At 65.3% G+C, this 15,794-nt stretch carries 16 protein-coding genes and 2 tRNA genes; 7 read left to right on the top strand and 11 right to left on the bottom strand.

The window, feature by feature from the left end:
* Window positions 1-137: 137 nt before the first annotated feature.
* Window positions 138-214: transfer RNA gene (locus BME24068_RS24275), tRNA-Arg, on the bottom strand.
* 130 nt (window positions 215-344) lie between these two features.
* On the opposite strand from BME24068_RS24275, the gene greB reads away from it, so the two are divergent.
* Window positions 345-908 carry a transcription elongation factor GreB gene (gene greB / locus BME24068_RS24280; RefSeq protein ID WP_096503661.1) on the top strand — a complete coding sequence of 188 codons (564 nt, stop codon included), beginning with the start codon at window positions 345-347 and terminating at the stop codon, window positions 906-908.
* A 108-nt stretch (window positions 909-1,016) separates the two neighbouring features.
* On the opposite strand, the gene BME24068_RS24285 is transcribed toward greB, so the two are convergent.
* Both BME24068_RS24285 and BME24068_RS24290 read right to left on the bottom strand, forming a co-directional pair.
* The gene (locus BME24068_RS24285) at window positions 1,017-2,159 is read right to left on the bottom strand and encodes a porin (protein ID WP_174927651.1); all 1,143 of its coding nucleotides are present in this window, start codon (window positions 2,157-2,159) and stop codon (window positions 1,017-1,019) included.
* A 500-nt stretch (window positions 2,160-2,659) separates the two neighbouring features.
* Complete coding sequence (locus BME24068_RS24290) at window positions 2,660-2,926, bottom strand: hypothetical protein (RefSeq protein WP_096503665.1); 267 nt, start codon at window positions 2,924-2,926, stop codon at window positions 2,660-2,662.
* A 393-nt stretch (window positions 2,927-3,319) separates the two neighbouring features.
* Here BME24068_RS24290 and BME24068_RS24295 point away from each other — a divergent pair, with 393 nt between their 5' ends.
* Window positions 3,320-3,523, top strand: coding sequence for a cold-shock protein (locus BME24068_RS24295; RefSeq protein WP_059499959.1), 204 nt, complete (start codon window positions 3,320-3,322; stop codon window positions 3,521-3,523).
* A gap of 157 nt (window positions 3,524-3,680) precedes the next feature.
* The gene (locus BME24068_RS24300; RefSeq protein ID WP_174927652.1) at window positions 3,681-4,808 is read left to right on the top strand and encodes an exonuclease domain-containing protein; all 1,128 of its coding nucleotides are present in this window, start codon (window positions 3,681-3,683) and stop codon (window positions 4,806-4,808) included.
* 34 nt (window positions 4,809-4,842) lie between these two features.
* Here the strand turns inward: BME24068_RS24300 and BME24068_RS24305 are convergent, their stop codons facing one another.
* Both BME24068_RS24305 and BME24068_RS24310 read right to left on the bottom strand, forming a co-directional pair.
* Complete coding sequence (locus BME24068_RS24305; protein WP_174927653.1) at window positions 4,843-5,436, bottom strand: chorismate mutase; 594 nt, start codon at window positions 5,434-5,436, stop codon at window positions 4,843-4,845.
* A 220-nt stretch (window positions 5,437-5,656) separates the two neighbouring features.
* Complete coding sequence (locus tag BME24068_RS24310) at window positions 5,657-5,803, bottom strand: hypothetical protein (protein ID WP_009690993.1); 147 nt, start codon at window positions 5,801-5,803, stop codon at window positions 5,657-5,659.
* A 197-nt stretch (window positions 5,804-6,000) separates the two neighbouring features.
* Here BME24068_RS24310 and BME24068_RS24315 point away from each other — a divergent pair, with 197 nt between their 5' ends.
* From BME24068_RS24315 to BME24068_RS24330, 4 genes are all read left to right on the top strand, one after another.
* On the top strand, window positions 6,001-6,390 hold the full coding sequence (locus BME24068_RS24315) for a DUF2946 domain-containing protein (protein WP_174927654.1): 390 nt from the start codon (window positions 6,001-6,003) through the stop codon (window positions 6,388-6,390).
* Window positions 6,391-6,517: 127 nt separating this feature from the next.
* On the top strand, window positions 6,518-8,872 hold the full coding sequence (locus tag BME24068_RS24320; RefSeq protein ID WP_174927655.1) for a TonB-dependent receptor: 2,355 nt from the start codon (window positions 6,518-6,520) through the stop codon (window positions 8,870-8,872).
* Window positions 8,860-10,119 (top strand): sialidase family protein, encoded by a 1,260-nt coding sequence (locus tag BME24068_RS24325; RefSeq protein ID WP_174927656.1) that lies wholly within the window; start codon window positions 8,860-8,862, stop codon window positions 10,117-10,119. The genes BME24068_RS24320 and BME24068_RS24325 overlap by 13 nt, the downstream gene beginning before the upstream one ends.
* The gene (locus BME24068_RS24330; protein ID WP_174927657.1) at window positions 10,116-10,598 is read left to right on the top strand and encodes a thioredoxin domain-containing protein; all 483 of its coding nucleotides are present in this window, start codon (window positions 10,116-10,118) and stop codon (window positions 10,596-10,598) included. Before BME24068_RS24325 ends, BME24068_RS24330 begins: the two co-directional genes overlap by 4 nt.
* 76 nt (window positions 10,599-10,674) lie before the next feature.
* On the opposite strand, the gene BME24068_RS24335 is transcribed toward BME24068_RS24330, so the two are convergent.
* The 6 genes from BME24068_RS24335 to BME24068_RS24360 all read right to left on the bottom strand — a co-directional run bounded on the left by BME24068_RS24335 (window position 10,675) and on the right by BME24068_RS24360 (window position 15,613).
* On the bottom strand, window positions 10,675-10,929 hold the full coding sequence (locus BME24068_RS24335) for a GlsB/YeaQ/YmgE family stress response membrane protein (RefSeq protein WP_096503679.1): 255 nt from the start codon (window positions 10,927-10,929) through the stop codon (window positions 10,675-10,677).
* Window positions 10,930-11,191: 262 nt separating this feature from the next.
* Entirely contained in the window at window positions 11,192-11,404 is a 213-nt protein-coding gene (locus BME24068_RS24340) for a hypothetical protein (protein WP_096503681.1), read from the bottom strand.
* Window positions 11,401-13,134 (bottom strand): FAD-dependent oxidoreductase, encoded by a 1,734-nt coding sequence (locus BME24068_RS24345; protein WP_174927658.1) that lies wholly within the window; start codon window positions 13,132-13,134, stop codon window positions 11,401-11,403. Before BME24068_RS24345 ends, BME24068_RS24340 begins: the two co-directional genes overlap by 4 nt.
* A gap of 172 nt (window positions 13,135-13,306) precedes the next feature.
* Entirely contained in the window at window positions 13,307-14,116 is an 810-nt protein-coding gene (locus tag BME24068_RS24350; protein WP_096503683.1) for a helix-turn-helix transcriptional regulator, read from the bottom strand.
* A gap of 199 nt (window positions 14,117-14,315) precedes the next feature.
* Window positions 14,316-14,391 (bottom strand) — tRNA-Thr (locus BME24068_RS24355).
* A 208-nt stretch (window positions 14,392-14,599) separates the two neighbouring features.
* A complete protein-coding gene (locus BME24068_RS24360; protein WP_096503684.1) occupies window positions 14,600-15,613 on the bottom strand; it encodes a class 1 fructose-bisphosphatase in 1,014 nt (337 codons plus the stop codon).
* Window positions 15,614-15,794 lie beyond the last annotated feature (181 nt).

Here is a 15,794-nt window from a genome sequence, read left to right on the forward strand (position 1 = left end):
GCTGGCAGGATTCGAACCCACGACCCCTTGGTTCGTAGCCAAGTACTCTATCCAACTGAGCTACAGCCGCACGCAAAACAAAAATACTACTGCATCGAACTGAAAGGGCCTTCGGTTCGGAAGGCCCTCGAAAAAAGTGGCGCGGCTGGCAGGATTCGAACCCACGACCCCTTGGTTCGTAGCCAAGTACTCTATCCAACTGAGCTACAGCCGCACGCAGAAGCGGAAGTATAGCAGGGTTGTATAAAAAGGGAAGCCTTATTCGCAAAATATGTCACCCGATCCCGCAGGGCCGCCTTCGTGTACCCTTGAGACATCGGTCATCCATGTATTGAATCTGCATCATGAACAAGGCGTTTGTCAAAGAGTCGGACGGTGACGACGACGATCTCGACCCGGGTCAGCCCGCGATTCCCGCGGGCGCGAAGAACTACATCACGCCGGCCGGTCACAAGCGGCTCAGGGACGAGCTGCTGAACCTCATCGACGTCGAGCGTCCCGAGGTCGTGCGGCTCGTGTCATGGGCCGCGTCGAATGGCGACCGGTCGGAGAATGGCGACTACATCTACGGCAAGCGGCGGCTTCGCGAGATCGACCGCCGCATCCGCTTCCTGACGAAGCGGCTCGATCTTGCCGAAGTCGTCGACGCGAGCCGGCAGGAGAGCGTCGACCAGGTGTTCTTCGGCGCGACCGTCGATTACGCGACGCCCGACGGCGAAGATCATACGATCACGATCGTCGGGATCGACGAGGTCGATCTCGATCGCGGTTGCGTCAGCTGGATTTCGCCGGTTGCGCGCGCGCTCATCAAAGCGAAGATCGGCGACACCGTCACGCTGATGACGCCGGCGGGGCCGCAGCCGATCGACGTGCTCGATGTCCGCTATCCGGCGCGAAGCGACGCGTGAGCGTTTGGCCGGCCTAACGGCGCTGCCGCACCGCGCCGCCGAAACGAAAAGCGCCCCGGGCGGGGCGCTTCGTCATGGCGGTCCGGGCCGAACGGTTGCGACGATTGCTTAGAAGCGGTGGCGCATGCCGGCCGTGACGGCGATCTGCTTGTTGGTCGACGATGCGGTGCCGAGCCCGTTGATGTTCGCGCCGATCGCGAGGCCGTCCGCATTCACCCGCTGGTATTCGCCCTGCAGATACAGGTCGGTGCGCTTCGACAGCGCGTAGTCGGCCTGCAGGTTGAACTGGTGCCAGCTCGGCGTCTGGCCGTCGAGGCGGCTGTCGGTGTACGTGTACGAGCCTGCCAGCGAGAACGCCGGTGTCAGCGCGTAGCGGCCGTTGATTTCGTAGTTGTTGAAGCGCGTGCCGCCGGCGAGCGGGATACCGTTCGACACGCCGGATTGTCCGGCGCTGATGCCGGACGAATCGGTCAGGCGCGTCTGCGTGAACACGAATCCGGCCGTCGCGGGCCCGAACGTGTAATTGAGGCCCGCGCCCCACGTGCGCTGACGGCTGGCGGCGAACGTCCAGTCGCCGGCCACCGCGCCGGGATCGCTGGTCGCGAGCGCCAGCGAGTTGATGTTGTTGTTCAGCTGCATGTACGCGGCCGCGACGTTGAAGCCCATGAAGCTGTACGACGCGCCGACGCTGTACGCCCGGTTGTTCGAGAAGTCGCTCGAGTTCGAGAAGCCGTACAGCGCGCCGAACTTCAGGCCGCCGTAGTTCGCGCTCTGGTACTTGACCGCGTTGTTGATCCGGAACGAGTTGTTCAGGTTGTCGTTGTCGAACGGATGCGCGAACTGCGTGCCGCCGTACTGGGTGCCGGTCAGCGACAATGGGCCGAGGAAGTCGACGACGCTGTCGTACTGGCGACCGAGCGTGAGCGAGCCGTAGCTGTCATGCGCCAGGCCGACGAACGCCTGGCGGCCGAACTCGCGGCCGTTCTGCTTGAGGGTGCCGTTGTTGATGCCGAAGCCGTTTTCCAGCGTGAAGATCGCTTTCAGGCCGCCGCCGAGATCCTCGGTGCCGCGCAGGCCCCAGCGGCTGCCGTTGATCGAGCCGCTCGTCTCCTGCCACGCACTGTGACCGCCCTGGTTGTTCGTATAGGTGATGCCTGCATCGATCAGGCCGTACAGCGTGACGCTGCTTTGCGCATGCGCGGCGGTGGTGCACACGCCCGCCAATGCTGTGACGATCAGGGTCTTCTTCATGATCTGTCTCCAAACAGGATGATGTCGATCGAGCCTGCTGCGGGCATTGGCGGCGGCACGGTCCGGCGATGCCGGATGCGCGGGGGCGGCTGCCCTTGTCGGATATCCATTTGCAGTGTACGGATCGCGCGGAACGCAGACGAAAACTGCTTCGGGAAATACTGTATTTTGAATCACGCAAGAATCGGCGGGAATGCCGAAAGCCATGCTGGTCAAGGCTTTGTGGCAACGCAGCAAGAACAACTGGCGATCAGGAGTCCGGAGTGTGCGTTGCGCGATCGCGACAAGCGATCACGACCGGGCGCAACCGGCGCTGGCCCGATTATTGACACATCGGCAATAGAGGTTTGTGCGAGCCATGGATAATGAAAGGATGTTCTCTCGCTATACTGCGATCTCTGCTTTCCGAAGCAGACTTTTTCGTTGACGGAAAAGATCTCCAAACCTTTGTCGGCGCGACTTCCCAGTCGCGCTTTTTTTTTGCCCCGCCGTTCCGATCGCTACTGCGCGTATGAGCGCCGCTTGCGCTTGGCGGTCGGCTCCGTATCGTCGGCGTCGGCTTGCAGCGGCGTGTACGTCCAGTCTTCCATCACGTAGTGGCGCGCATCCAGTGGCGACGCAAGCAGGTTCTGCCAGTGGTCGCCATGCCAGGTCGGGTCGAACTCGGTGTCGCACGGCGCTTCACGTGCGGACTCGGCCAGGGCGCGGGACTTGCGGCGTACGCGCCCGAGCCGGCTCGCGAAGCGCTTGATTCCGTCCAGCCACATGACCGTCTCCCTCCGTCGGCATTGCATGAGGATCGCAACGTCCCCCGTTTTCCGCAACCCGGAAAAAACCCGAGGATTTTACCGAGTCGATTTGTCCCCGGTAGGTTTTGCGCGCCGTTGATTATCTGCGATCCGATCCCGGTAACATTGACAGGTTTTTGATGCGAATCAATTAATAAAAGGCGGCGGTGTGCCGATTCCAGTGGCATTGATGTTTTTTTGATAAAGCAGTCGCTAAAAATTTTCTTGACGCACCCGGATTTTCCAATTTATAAAGTCAGCACTCCGTCCCTGTGTGGAGCGCTGGTGGGGGTATCGGCGCGATGTCGCGGGATTACGGGAGGCGGCTATAAACGGTAGCTTTTTTGATCTAAACGAGTGGGGAACGAAGGTATGGATACCGGTATCGTAAAATGGTTTAACGATGCTAAAGGTTTCGGTTTTATTACGTCCGACAATGGCGGCGAAGATTTGTTTGCACACTTCTCCGAAATCCGGATGGAAGGTTTCAAAACGCTGAAGGAAAACCAACGTGTTTCCTTTGACGTGAAAGTCGGGCCGAAAGGCAAGCAGGCAGCGAATATCCAGGCGGTCTGACGCGCCACGCAGTGCCGATCACGTCCGGCCCCCGCTTAGGCGGGGGCTTTTTGCTTTTATGGGGAAGAATCCTGTCGGCCGGCCGATTCCGCTTCGGGCTGGTCGTGAGCACGCATGCCGGTGCATACTCACGGAAGCATCGTTTCCCTGTCTTTTCATGTCCGATTCCCGTCCGTCCGATCCCGCCAGCGAACAGCCGCTCGTCTTCGTCGATCTTGAAACCACCGGTGGCTCGTTCGCCGAGCACCGCATCACCGAAATCGGCGTGGTCGAAATCGGGCCGCTCGGCGTATCGACGTGGACGACCCTCGTCAATCCGGGGCAGTCGATTCCGCCGTTCATCCAGCAACTGACGGGCATTTCGGACGAGATGGTGCGTGATGCGCCGTCGTTCGCCTCGCTCGCCTCCGCGCTGTTCGAGCGGCTCGACGGCAAGCTGTTCGTCGCGCACAACGCGAGCTTCGATCGCGGCTTCCTGCGTGTCGAATTCGAGCGTGCGGGCATTGCGTTCAATCCCGACGTACTGTGCACGGTGCGGCTGTCGCGCGCGCTGTTTCCGCGCGAGTCCCGGCATGGGCTCGATGCGCTGATCGAACGGCACGGCCTCGTTCCTGCCGCGCGACACCGGGCGCTCGCCGACGCCGATCTCCTGTGGCAGTTCTGGCGGCAGTTGCACGAGATCGTGCCGCTCGAGCGTCTGCGCGACCAGATCGCGCGCACGACACGCCACTTTCGCCTTGGCGGCGACCTGACCGAGGCGTGGCTCGATACCGCGCCGGCCGGATGCGGCGCGTACGCATTGTTCGGGGAGGGCGATGTGGCGCTTTACGTCGGCCGCAGCGTGCGCGTGCGCCAGCGCTTGCGTGCGCTGCTCACGGGCGAGCGGCGGTCGTCGAAGGAAATGCGGCTGGCGCAGCAGGTGCGCCGTGTCGAGTGGCGCGAGACCGGCAACGAGCTGGGCGCGATGCTCGCCGAAGCGCAGTGGATCGCACGGCTGCGGCCGTCGTACAACCGTCGGCCCGCAGCCGACGCCGGCCGGGCAGGCAACGCACCCTGGCCGTTCGACGGCCCGGTGGCATTCGAAGCGAGCGGCGAGCGCCGCTTCTTTCACGTGATAGATGGCTGGCGCTACCTCGGCGTGGCCGAATCGCTCGATGCGGCCCTGCAGCTCGTGGTCGACGGCGCGGATGGCCCGTTCGAGCCCCATACCCATCGTCTGCTGCAGACCCAGCTCGCGCGCGGCCTGCAACTGATTCCACTCGCGACGCTCGCGCCCGCCGACTGAGCGCCGCGTGTTGCGGCGCCGTGGCCGGGCGTCGTCAGCCGATCGCGCTGGCGCCGCCGCCGGCGCATACGTGCGACAGCGCGGTGCCGAGCGCCTGAGTTTGGGTCGAGTCGTAGCGGGTGAGCGTTTTCCAGTTCGCGATGCTGCGCGCGAGCCGTGCCTGGCAATTGGGTGCGTCGCGCAGCGGTGCGACCTGTGCGAGGCCCGCGAGCATCTTCTGCGTCAGCTGGTCGAGCGCCGGCCGCGTGCTGGTCGCGAGGTCGGGCGGCGCGCCTTCGGGCGGTCGCGTCGCGCGCCACGTTGCGAACAGCGCGTCCTGCACTTCCTTGCTCGCGGCGATCTGGTCCTCGAAGAACGTCCGTGCGAACGCCGGATCCACGCCGCTCTGTCCCGCACGCTTTTCCACCGACGACAGCAATGCCGCTTCGCGCGGCCGATCCTCGATCGCCTTGTGATTCGCCCATTTCCATCGCGCGACGGGCTCGGCGAGCGTGAGCCGCTGCGATGCGAGTGCGACGAGGTTGGTGAGTGCGGTGTCGTCGCCGTCCGCATGGGCAACGTGCGGGGACGAGAAGAGGGCGACGCCGAGCGCGGCGACAGCGAGGCTGGCACGAATGGCTTGCTTCATCGGAACGATCGGGAGAGCCGGGAAGGCCCGAGGCGTAAAACGAGAAGGATAGACGAAGACAGTCGCGCGGCGGAGCGTCGCGACAGAAGAATCAGCGGGCGAGCTGATCCGGCACCGTCAGGTCGTTGCAACCCGGGTGCGAGGTGATCTGCGCCGAAAACGCAGCGATGAACCGCACGATATCGATCGACACGTGGCGGTTACAGAACGGAACGTAGGTTCACTTCGGCGAGTACAGCTTGTGCTGCTCGTCGAAGAATGCCCGGACGTGCTCGGGCAATTCAGCGAGGAATTCCACGCCGACGGGTTCCGGATCCGGGCTCATCACTTGCTCGGGCGGGGGCATGCGAGTTGGTCTTTCGTCCATGGTCATTTCTCCAGCAGGTTCAATGATTATCAACCTCGGCCTTGGATTTGTGCCAGTGGCGAATCGTTAGATTTTGTCTCTGTTGTATTAACGGCACATGCGCTGCTGCACGCCGTGCAATGCCGACTATTGCACGCGGCAGAATCGGCAACAATCGGCCGCTTGTTATACTTGCACGCACTTTTTCCTGGACCGCGATGAAACGAACGACGCGATGGATCGGCCTCGTATGGCTGGCGCTGGTACTGAACGTACTGTCGCCCGTCGTCGGCTACGCGCGTCTCGCGTCGAGCGGTTCCGGCGAGCTCACGCTCGACCTGTGCAGTGCGACCGGCGCCCGCCAGGTCGTGCTGGCCCAGTCCGGCAGCGATCAGGACACGTCGTCGCTCGATCATGCCGGCGTGCCGCACTGCGTGTACTGCCCCGGCTTCGCGGCGAACGTCGCGCTCGGCACGAGTTTGCCCGTGCTGCCGGGCTTCGTGCGCGCGTTCGCCTACCGGGCGGCCGCGCCGGCCGTCCCCGACTTCCCGCGCAAGGGCATGCGTCTCGCGCAGCCGCGCGGCCCGCCTGAAAACGTCCCGATCTGATTGATATCGTCCGCGCGCCCTAGTGGCGCGCGTGCCGCACGCGGCCCGATCCGCGCGCCGCGCCGTCCGTGCGCGGGGCGTCGACTCGCGTCCGGCGGCGCCCGGTCACGTTTTCAGGAATTCATCCATGTCGTCTACCTTCGCCGCGCGACCGTCGCGCGGTCGGCTCGCACTTGCGTGCGCGGCCGCTTTTGCCTGGCCGGCTGCACAAGCGGCTTCGATCGACGGCGCGTCGTCCGATCCGGCACCGGGTGGCGCCGGCCATCCGGCCCGCAGCGCTGCCACGGTCGCCACGGTTGTACCCGCGCCGACGGGCGACACGCTGACCGCGGTCAGCGTGACCGCCCAGCGGCAACCCGTCGATCCGAATACGCCGGCCGTCGTCGAGTCGATCACGCGCGAGCAGATCGACGCGCATACCAACGTCACCACCGAGGACGCGCTGAAGTACGCGCCGAACCTGATGGTTCGCAAGCGCTACATCGGCGACCGCAACAGCGTGTTCGCCGGCCGCGACTTCAACGAATTGCAGAGCGCGCGCGGGCTCGTCTACGCCGATGGCCTGCTGCTGTCGAACTTGCTCGGCTCGAGCTACGCGTATCCGCCGCGCTGGTCGCTGATTTCCCCCGACGATATCGCGCGCGTCGACGTGCTTTACGGCCCCTTTTCCGCGCTGTATCCCGGCAACGCGATCGGCTCGACCGTGCTGCTGACGACGCGTCGCCCCGAAAAACTCGAGGCGTCGCTGTCGACGCAGTTCTTCACGCAGCGCTACCACGACGGCTACGGGGTCGCGGACAGCTTCGGCGGCAACCACCAGACTGCCCGGATCGCGAACCGCGTCGGCAAGTTCTGGTTTTCGCTGTCGCTCGACCGGCTGGAGAACGACGGTCAGCCGATGCAGTATGCGAGCCCCAATGCCGCATACAACCCGAAGCTCGGCGCCGCGGTGCCCGTGACGGGCGCGGCGACCGACATCGGGCCCAACGGCTCGCCGCGCACGATCGTCGGCGCGCAGACCATCGAGCGAACCGAGCAGCTCAACGAGACGGTCCGGATGGGTTATGCGTTCACCGACCACGTCGACGCGACGCTGACGCTCGGACACTGGGAGAACCACTACCGGCAGCACGGCGAAACTTTCCTGCGCGATGCGGCCGGCAATCCCGTCTACGGCGGCAACGTGTCGATCGGCGGTCAGAACATGACCGTCGCACCGGGCGCGTTCGCGCCGCAGCAAGGCGACCAGGAGAACTGGCTCTACGCGCTCGGTCTGAACGGCCGGCTCGATTCGGGCTGGCGGCTGTCGGGCGTGGTGTCGGCGTACGACGTGTCGCGCGACGTGCTGCGCGCCGCGTCGACCGTGCAGGGCGGCGCGGGCACGCTGTTCCAGGGCGACGGCACGGGCTGGCGCACGCTCGACCTGAAGGCCGAGGCGCCGGAAGTGAAGGGCCACACGTTCACGTTCGGCTATCACTACGACAACTATTTCCTGCGCAACATCACGTACAACACGGCCGACTGGCTCGCCGGGCCGACCACGTCGGTCGCGAACGTCTATCAGGGCGACACGCGCACGCAGGCGCTGTTCGCGCAGGATGCGTGGCGATTCGCGCCCGGCTGGCTCGCGACGCTGGGCCTGCGCTACGAGCGCTGGGATGCGTACGGCGGCGCGCTCGGCAACGCGAACGGCACGCTCGGTTATGCGGACCGCGGCGCGAACGCGCTGTCGCCGAAGGTCGCGGTGCAATGGGACGCGACCGACGTCTGGCGTTTCCGGCTGTCGTTCGCGACCGGCACGCGCTTCCCGACGGTCGGGGAGCTGTTCCAGGGCACGATCTCGAACAACGCGATCGTCAACAACAATCCGAACCTGCGGCCCGAGAAGGCGATCGACTGGGACTTCACGGCCGAGCGCGACGTGGGCGTGGGCGTCGTGCGCGCGAGCGTGTTCCAGAGCGATCTGCGCGACTCGATCTACAGCCAGACGACGGTATCGGGTGCCTCGAGCATCACCAATATCTCGAACGTCGACCGAGTGCGCGCGCGCGGCGTCGAACTCGCGTTCAGCGGCCAGAACGTCGGGCTGCGCGGGCTCGATATCGACGCGAACGTATCGGCAACCCATGCGCAGATCCTTGCCGACGCCGCGAACCCGGCGTACGTCGGCGCGCGCTTTCCGCGCATCCCGCGCATGCGCGCGAACCTGCTCGCGTCGTATCGCTTCGACGAGCACTGGCTCGCGAGCGTCGGCGTCCGCTATTCGGGCCGCCAGTTCAACACGCTCGACAACAGCGACGTGAATCCGGACGTCTACGGCGGCACGAGCATCTTCACGATCGTGGACCTGAAGGCGCGCTACCGGTTCGACCGTCACTGGACCGCGTCGGTCGGCATCGACAACCTGACGGACCGTCGCTACTACGTATTCCACCCGTATCCGGGCCGCACTTTCTATGGAGAATTGAAATGGTCGCTGTGAAATCGTTCGCGGCAGGCTGCGCGCTGTGGCTCGCGGCGCTGTCGCCCGCCGGCGCGCACGATGCGCCGAAGGCCGCCGATCCGCATGCCGCGCACATGAGCATGCAGGCCGCGCCGGCGCAACAGAAGCAGCCGCTCGCGACCGGCGCCGCCTTCGACGCGCGGCATCGGCTGTGGGTCGCATGGGTCGAAGGCGCGCACGTCGTCGTCGCGCATTCCGGCGATGCGGGCCGGACGTTGTCCGCGCCCGTGATCGTCAACGCGATGCCGGAGCCGATCTATACGAGCGCGGAGAATCGGCCGAAGGTCGCGACGAGCCCGGATGGCCGCGCAGTGTACGTGTCGTGGTCGATGCCGCTCGATGCGCCGTACACCGGCATGGTGCGCTTCTCGCGTTCGCTCGACGGCGGCGTGACCTGGAGCGTGCCCGTCACCGTCCATCGCGACCGGCAGGCGATCACGCACCGTTTCGACATGATGGCGGTCGACCCGGCCGGCAACATCGCGATCGCATGGATCGACAAGCGCGATCTCGTCGCGGCGAAAGCGGCGGGGCAGGCATACGAAGGCGCGGCCGTGTACTACGCGGTGTCGCGCGACGGCGGCGCGTCGTTCGAGCCCGAGCGCAAGGTGACCGACCACACGTGCGAATGCTGCCGCATCGCGATGGCGATCGACCCGGCCGGACATATCGAAGCCGTGTGGCGCAACGTATTCCCGGGGCAGATTCGCGATCATGCGCTGGCGGTGTTGCCGGTGTCGGCATCGGCGCCCGTCGTGCCCGTCCGTGCGACGTTCTCGAACTGGCATGTCGAGGCGTGCCCCGAGCACGGGCCGGCACTCGCGATCACGCCGGACGGTACGCGCCATCTGGCGTGGTTCGGCGTCGTCGACGGTCGTGCCGACGTGTTCTATTCGCGCATCGGCGCCGACGGCCGGCCGCTCGGCACGCCGTGGGCATTCGGCGAGAATCCCGCGGTGCCGGCCGAGCAGGCGTCGCATGCGGCGCTCGTCGCGCACGGCGATGTCGTCTGGCTCGCGTGGAAGGCGTTCGACGGCGAAACGATGCAGATCAAGCTGCGTCGCTCGGACGATCGCGGCGAGCATTGGTCGGTGCCGCGCGTGATCGCGGCGACGGCGGGTGCGAGCGACAATCCGCAATTGCTCGACGATGCCGGGCGCATCTACCTGTCGTGGCGTACGCGGAACGACGGCTATCGGCTGATTCCCGTGGAGGGCGCGCAATGAAACGGCTGATTGGATTGCTCTGCGCGGTACTTGCCAGTGTGCCGGCGTGGGCCGGCGAACTGCAGCCGCTGCATGCGGCCGATGTGGCGAAGCTGTATGCGAGTGCGCACGAACGGCCGCTCGCGATCGAGATCTGGTCGCTCGATTGCGGTTACTGCCGCGAGAACGCCGCGCACCTCGTTACATGGCAGCGCCTGCATCCGGACGTGCAGCTCGCAATGGTCGCGATGGATGCGTACGACGACAACGGTGCGGCGATCGCGCAGGCGCTTGCGCAAATGAACCTGCCGCCGCAGGTCGCGCAGTATGCGAATGCGGAGCCGATGCCCGAGCGTTTGCGCGCGGCGCTCGATGCGGGTTGGCGAGGGGAGATGCCGCGTACCGTGTGGATCGGACGCGATGGCGCACGTGATGCGCGCAGCGGCTTGCTGACGACCGACGTGCTCGACGGCTGGCTGCAGCGCGGCAAGCGCCGCTGAAACGGGCGGCGGCGCGCGAGGGATGCCGCGCGCCGCGTCGATGCAAAAACGCGCCCGAAGGCGCGCGAGAAGATCGTCAGGCCGCTCGCCTGAATAGCCGGATCACGAACAGCAGGATCACGGCGCCGATGACCGCGATGATCACCGAGCCGATGAAGCCGCTGCCGATGCTGATGCCGAGCAGCCCGGCAAGCCAGCCGCCGATCACCGCGCCGACGATACCGACGATGATGTCGACGATCAGGCCGAACCCGCCGCCCTTGACGAGCACGCCCGCCAGCCAGCCGGCGATTGCGCCGATGATGAGCCACATAATCAAGCCATGAGTCATGGTGATCCTCTCCTTTGTTGAGTCGAAATGACCGGACGTCGGCTGTTTCGCCGCAAGCTACGTGAGGGCGGCATTGCGACTGCCGCGCCGCCCACGCAATGTAACGCGATAGACGGGTCGGAATCGTTAAGTAATGTTATGCACCCTTAACCGGTTTTTCCAGGGGATTCGTCTGCCTACGGCGCGGCGCGTGCGCAGACGATGAGCGGTGAAATGAATTTGTAATGTTCGGGCGGCAGAAGCGGTGCGATTGCGTCGTGCGTCATCGTCCGGGCGTTGGCGCCGGTTCGGCTGCCTCGGGCAGGCCGTCGCCGGCCTCGTCGATCAGTCGGGTGACGGTTGCGGCGTCGCCGATCGTTTCGATTGCGAGCAGTGCAAAACGGGCAAGAAAAAGCGATGCGCCGGTTTCGCCGATGCGCGTCATCGTGCGGCACAGATCGGTATAGAGGGTGTCGCGTTCGGTGTCGGTCATCATGCGTTCTCTTGAAGGTCGGACGACGTGCGCGGGTGGAGCGCGCGGTCGAGGGCATTGCCGAGGTCGTCGGCGCGGGCGTCGTGCCAGCGGCCGAGTACGTGGCCGTCCGGCCGCACGAGATAGACGGTGCCCTCGCGTGCGCCGTACAGGTCGAACAGCCGGCCGTCGGCATCGTAGCCGCGGCACGCGCGGTATCGCGGTGCCGCGCGCCGTGCCAGCGTGACGAGCGAGAACGGCAGTCCGGCGTCCCGCAGGCGCCGTTCGAGTTCGACGAGAGACGGGCGGGGCACGCCGTCGGACGTGAAGCACAGCGCGGTGAAGCGCGGGCCGACGAGATCGGTCAGGTGGCCGGGGGTTGCGCCGTCGTCATGCGATGCCTGCAGCATCAGCGGACATTCCGCGAGTACCGTGCCCGGCGCCGGCCCGGCCGAAAACGCATCGCGCTCAGGCATATTGAGCGGCGACGCGGCATACGCGATCGCGGACGTCTGGCGCGGATTGATCAGCGAACGCAACGCCGGATGCCGGACCGCGAGCGTCAGCACGGCCTTGCGCATCAGGTCGAACGCGAACGACGGCGGCGCCATGAACTCGGTGCTTTTCGTGCCGTAGCGCAGGTTCTCGTGCGTCGCGAACACGCGTTCGTCCGAATAGCTGTCGAGCAGCGCGTCCGATGCGAGGCCGCGGATCACGAACGCCAGTTTCCACGCGACGTTGTCGGCGTCGTCGATGCCCGAATTCGCGCCGCGCACACCGAAGATCGGCACCAGATGCGTGGCGTCGCCGCAGAACAGCACGCGATCGTGCCGGTAGCGCTCGAGCGTCAGGGCGTTCGCCTTGTAGATCGTGATCCAGATCGGCGACCAGTCGCCGCGCTCGCCCATCATGTCGAGCAGGTTCTGCACGCGCGGGATCACGTTTTCGGGTTTCACCGCGGCGTCGGGATCCTCGTCGTCGCGCAACTGGTAGTCGATGCGCCAGACGTTGTCGGGCTGCTTGTGGACGAGCACCGTCGAGCCGGGGTTCGACGCCGGGTCGAAGTACGCGAGCCGTTCGGTCGGCCGGTCGCTGTCGAGCGCGATGTCGACGATCACGTAGCGGCCTTCGTAGCGCGTGCCGTGAAGCGACAGGCCGAGCGCATCGCGCATCGTGCTGCGTCCGCCGTCGCTCGCGACGATCCAGTCGGCGTCGAGCGCATAGCTGCCGAGCGGCGTATCGACGTCCAGACGCGCGCCGTCCGGATGCTGCGTCACGCCCGCGACCTTCGTCTGCCAGCGGATCTCGATGAGTTCGGGGCGGCGCAGCGCGGCGTCGAGCAGGAACTGCTCGATGTGATATTGCGCGAGGTTCACCATCGGCGGCAGCTTCTGGTTCTCGTCCTGCGGCATCGTGAAATGCAGCACTTCGTCGCGGCGGTAGAAGCTGCGCCCGCCTGCCCACGGCAGCCCGACGCGCAGGAAGTCGTCGAGCGCACCGAGCCGCTCGATGATCTCGAGGCTGCGTCGCGAGATGCAGATCGCGCGGCTGCCGTGGCAGACCGAATCGTCCGCTTCGAGCAGCACGCTGCGAATGCCGTGGTTCGCGAGGCCGAGCGCGACGGCGAGCCCGACCGGGCCGCCGCCGACGATCGCGACGCGGTGTCGTTGCGTATCGACGCCGTCGCTGCAGGCGGGCAGATGCGCAGGGTAGCGTTCGGCGACGAACGGGTATGGTTTGAATTCGATGGCCATCGTTGGCTTCCGGGTTGCAGTGATCGAATGCGCACGCAATCGCGCGATGCGTGCGGCAGGTCGATGCAGTATGGAAGCCGCGCCGGGCGCGGCTGTCCCCATTCCGGGTACAGCGAACGGCAGCCGGCGGGCCGGGATTTACCCCGATACGGTCAGGACCGGCGGGCCGCGTTCAGGGTTGCAGGCACAGCGCAAACAACTGACGCTGGCTCGAGATGCCGAGGCGCCGGTACGCTCGCTTCTGGTAGGTGACGACGCTCGATGCCTTCACGCCGATCGTCTCGCCGATCTCGTGCGCGGTCTGGCCTTCGAGTACGCCGCGCAGCACGTCGAGTTCGCGCTTGGACAGCGCCGGGCATGCGGTGCGCAGCCGCGCGAGCATCAATTGCGGGATGCCGATCTGCGCCGAACCGGCGAGCGTGTAGTGATGCTGGGCGGCCTGCGCGATCAGCGGCGCGAGCGTTTCGATGGCTGCGATTTCGCGCGGCTGGAATGCGCCGCTTCGATGCGCGCGATACAGGTTGATCGACAGCCAGGTCGAATCGTTCGGCTGCATCAGCAGCGCGAGACGATCGGAGACGTCGGGGCCGCGATAGCAGGCCGCGCGGTACGCGTCGTGGCCGATTTCATCGCCGGCCTGCTGATGCAGCAGCACGTCGCGGCGATGCGTGCCGCGGTGTGCTGCCGATACGATCTTCTGATTGCCGTCGAGTGCGTAGAAGTGTCGTGCATAGGTGTCGGCGACATCGCGCAGGTAGCGGCCGCCGCGATGATCGGCGACCGACATCGTGCGCGGCCGATTGCCGAACTCGTACGCGAAGATCGTGCACTGCGTGACGCACAGCGCATCGTCGAACAGCTTCAGGATTTCGCCGGCGAACGCATTCGGCTCGCTGCCGCCGATCGCGGCGACGAGACCGGTCGCGCGGGATACATCCAGTTGCCCGCTGAGGTTCGGTCGCTCGAGACGCCAGGTGCGCATGATGCTCGGGAAGGGCGGGTGATCCGGCGATTGTAATCGGCGGTGCGCGGCACGTGAGTCGGGAGATGCCCGCAAGCGGTATCGGCGGGGAGAGGGCGTGCGTGCGATTTCGTGGATCGGAAATCGCAGCCGGAAACGTGATCCGTGACCAGAAAAGAGAAAAGGCCTGACAAGCATCGCTTGTCAGGCCTTTATATCTTGGTGCCGGAGATAGGAGTCGAACCTACGACCTTCGCATTACGAATGCGCTGCTCTACCAACTGAGCTACACCGGCAGCAGAGAAATGAAATTATATGGTCAAATCCGAGATCTTGGCAATAGATTTTGCGAATTTTTTTCAGCTTGCTACTGCTGCTTCGCGAAACCATCGATCCGGCGAACTGCCCGCTTTCACTTCACTGCGATGCAACCGGTTAGGGCCACATCGCGAAGGCGCGATTGTACTGACGTCTCGCACCTTCGTCTAGTGCTGCAGTGCAAATTTACTTGCCGTCGGTGTGATAGCCGGTCACACGCTCGACTTCGTTCTTCGAACCGAGGAATACCGGCACGCGCTGATGCAGTCCGGTCGGCTGCACTTCCATGATCCGCTGCGTGCCCGTCGTCGCGGCGCCGCCTGCCTGTTCGACGATGAACGACATCGGATTCGCTTCGTACATCAGGCGCAGCTTGCCCGGACGATCCGGCGTGCGCTTGTCGGCCGGGTACATGAAGATGCCGCCGCGGTTCAGGATCCGGTGCACGTCGGCCACCATCGATGCGATCCAGCGCATGTTGAAGTTGTCGCCGCGCGGGCCTTCCTTGCCGGCATTCAGCTCGTCGACATAGCGCTGGACCGGCTCGTACCAGTGGCGTGCGTTCGATGCGTTGATCGCGTATTCGCGCGTATCGGCCGGGATCTGCATGTTGCTCTGGGTGAGCACCCACGAGCCGACTTCGCGGTCGAGCGTGAAGCAGTTCACGCCGTTGCCGGTCGTCAGCACGAACACGGTTTGCGGGCCGTACACCGCGTAGCCGGCCGCGACCTGCTCCGTGCCGGGCTGCAGGAAGGATTCTTCGGTGGCCTGCTTGCCGTCCGGGCAGCGCAGCACCGAGAAGATCGTGCCGATCGACACGTTCACGTCGATGTTCGACGAGCCGTCGAGCGGATCGAACACGAGCAGGTATTCGCCGCGCGGGTAGTTCTCCGGGATCGGGAAGAACGTTTCCATTTCCTCCGATGCCATCGCGGCGAGGTTGCCGCCCCATTCGTTCGCGTCGAGCAGGATCTCGTTCGACAGGATGTCGAGCTTCTTCTGCACTTCGCCCTGGACGTTTTCGCTGCCGGCGGTGCCCAGCGCATCGCCGAGCGCGCCCTTCGACACGTTGTAGCTGATCGCCTTGCACGCGCGGGCGACCACTTCGATCAGCAGGCGCAGGTCGGCGGGGAGGTTGTTGGTCTCACGTTGCTGTTCGATCAGGAACTTGGACAGCGTGGTGCGGCGGGCAATGGACATGACTGACTCCGAAAGGCCAAAAATCCTTGAATTGCCGCAATTTTACCTGTCGTGCTTCCCGACCCGCCGGCTTTTTTCGTCCCGTTACACGGCCGGGCGGCTGAAGCGGCCGGGGTGCGGCGGGCATGGCGCAGCAGATGCGCGCGGCAGCGGCGGGAAATCCGGGCGGCTGGCGCGGTGT

It is taken from the genome of Burkholderia anthina (assembly GCF_902498995.1).
Classification (GTDB): domain Bacteria; phylum Pseudomonadota; class Gammaproteobacteria; order Burkholderiales; family Burkholderiaceae; genus Burkholderia; species Burkholderia anthina.

Bases quoted from the DNA above. Each gene is read 5' to 3' on its own strand.
- greB (WP_096503661.1), top strand. From the start codon at position 345: ATGAACAAGGCGTTTGTCAAAGAGTCGGACGGTGACGACGACGATCTC.
- BME24068_RS24285 (WP_174927651.1), bottom strand. From the start codon at position 2,159: ATGAAGAAGACCCTGATCGTCACAGCATTGGCGGGCGTGTGCACCACC.
- BME24068_RS24290 (WP_096503665.1), bottom strand. From the start codon at position 2,926: ATGTGGCTGGACGGAATCAAGCGCTTCGCGAGCCGGCTCGGGCGCGTA.
- BME24068_RS24295 (WP_059499959.1), top strand. From the start codon at position 3,320: ATGGATACCGGTATCGTAAAATGGTTTAACGATGCTAAAGGTTTCGGT.
- BME24068_RS24300 (WP_174927652.1), top strand. From the start codon at position 3,681: ATGTCCGATTCCCGTCCGTCCGATCCCGCCAGCGAACAGCCGCTCGTC.
- BME24068_RS24305 (WP_174927653.1), bottom strand. From the start codon at position 5,436: ATGAAGCAAGCCATTCGTGCCAGCCTCGCTGTCGCCGCGCTCGGCGTC.
- BME24068_RS24310 (WP_009690993.1), bottom strand. From the start codon at position 5,803: ATGGACGAAAGACCAACTCGCATGCCCCCGCCCGAGCAAGTGATGAGC.
- BME24068_RS24315 (WP_174927654.1), top strand. From the start codon at position 6,001: ATGAAACGAACGACGCGATGGATCGGCCTCGTATGGCTGGCGCTGGTA.
- BME24068_RS24320 (WP_174927655.1), top strand. From the start codon at position 6,518: ATGTCGTCTACCTTCGCCGCGCGACCGTCGCGCGGTCGGCTCGCACTT.
- BME24068_RS24325 (WP_174927656.1), top strand. From the start codon at position 8,860: ATGGTCGCTGTGAAATCGTTCGCGGCAGGCTGCGCGCTGTGGCTCGCG.
- BME24068_RS24330 (WP_174927657.1), top strand. From the start codon at position 10,116: ATGAAACGGCTGATTGGATTGCTCTGCGCGGTACTTGCCAGTGTGCCG.
- BME24068_RS24335 (WP_096503679.1), bottom strand. From the start codon at position 10,929: ATGACTCATGGCTTGATTATGTGGCTCATCATCGGCGCAATCGCCGGC.
- BME24068_RS24340 (WP_096503681.1), bottom strand. From the start codon at position 11,404: ATGATGACCGACACCGAACGCGACACCCTCTATACCGATCTGTGCCGC.
- BME24068_RS24345 (WP_174927658.1), bottom strand. From the start codon at position 13,134: ATGGCCATCGAATTCAAACCATACCCGTTCGTCGCCGAACGCTACCCT.
- BME24068_RS24350 (WP_096503683.1), bottom strand. From the start codon at position 14,116: ATGCGCACCTGGCGTCTCGAGCGACCGAACCTCAGCGGGCAACTGGAT.
- BME24068_RS24360 (WP_096503684.1), bottom strand. From the start codon at position 15,613: ATGTCCATTGCCCGCCGCACCACGCTGTCCAAGTTCCTGATCGAACAG.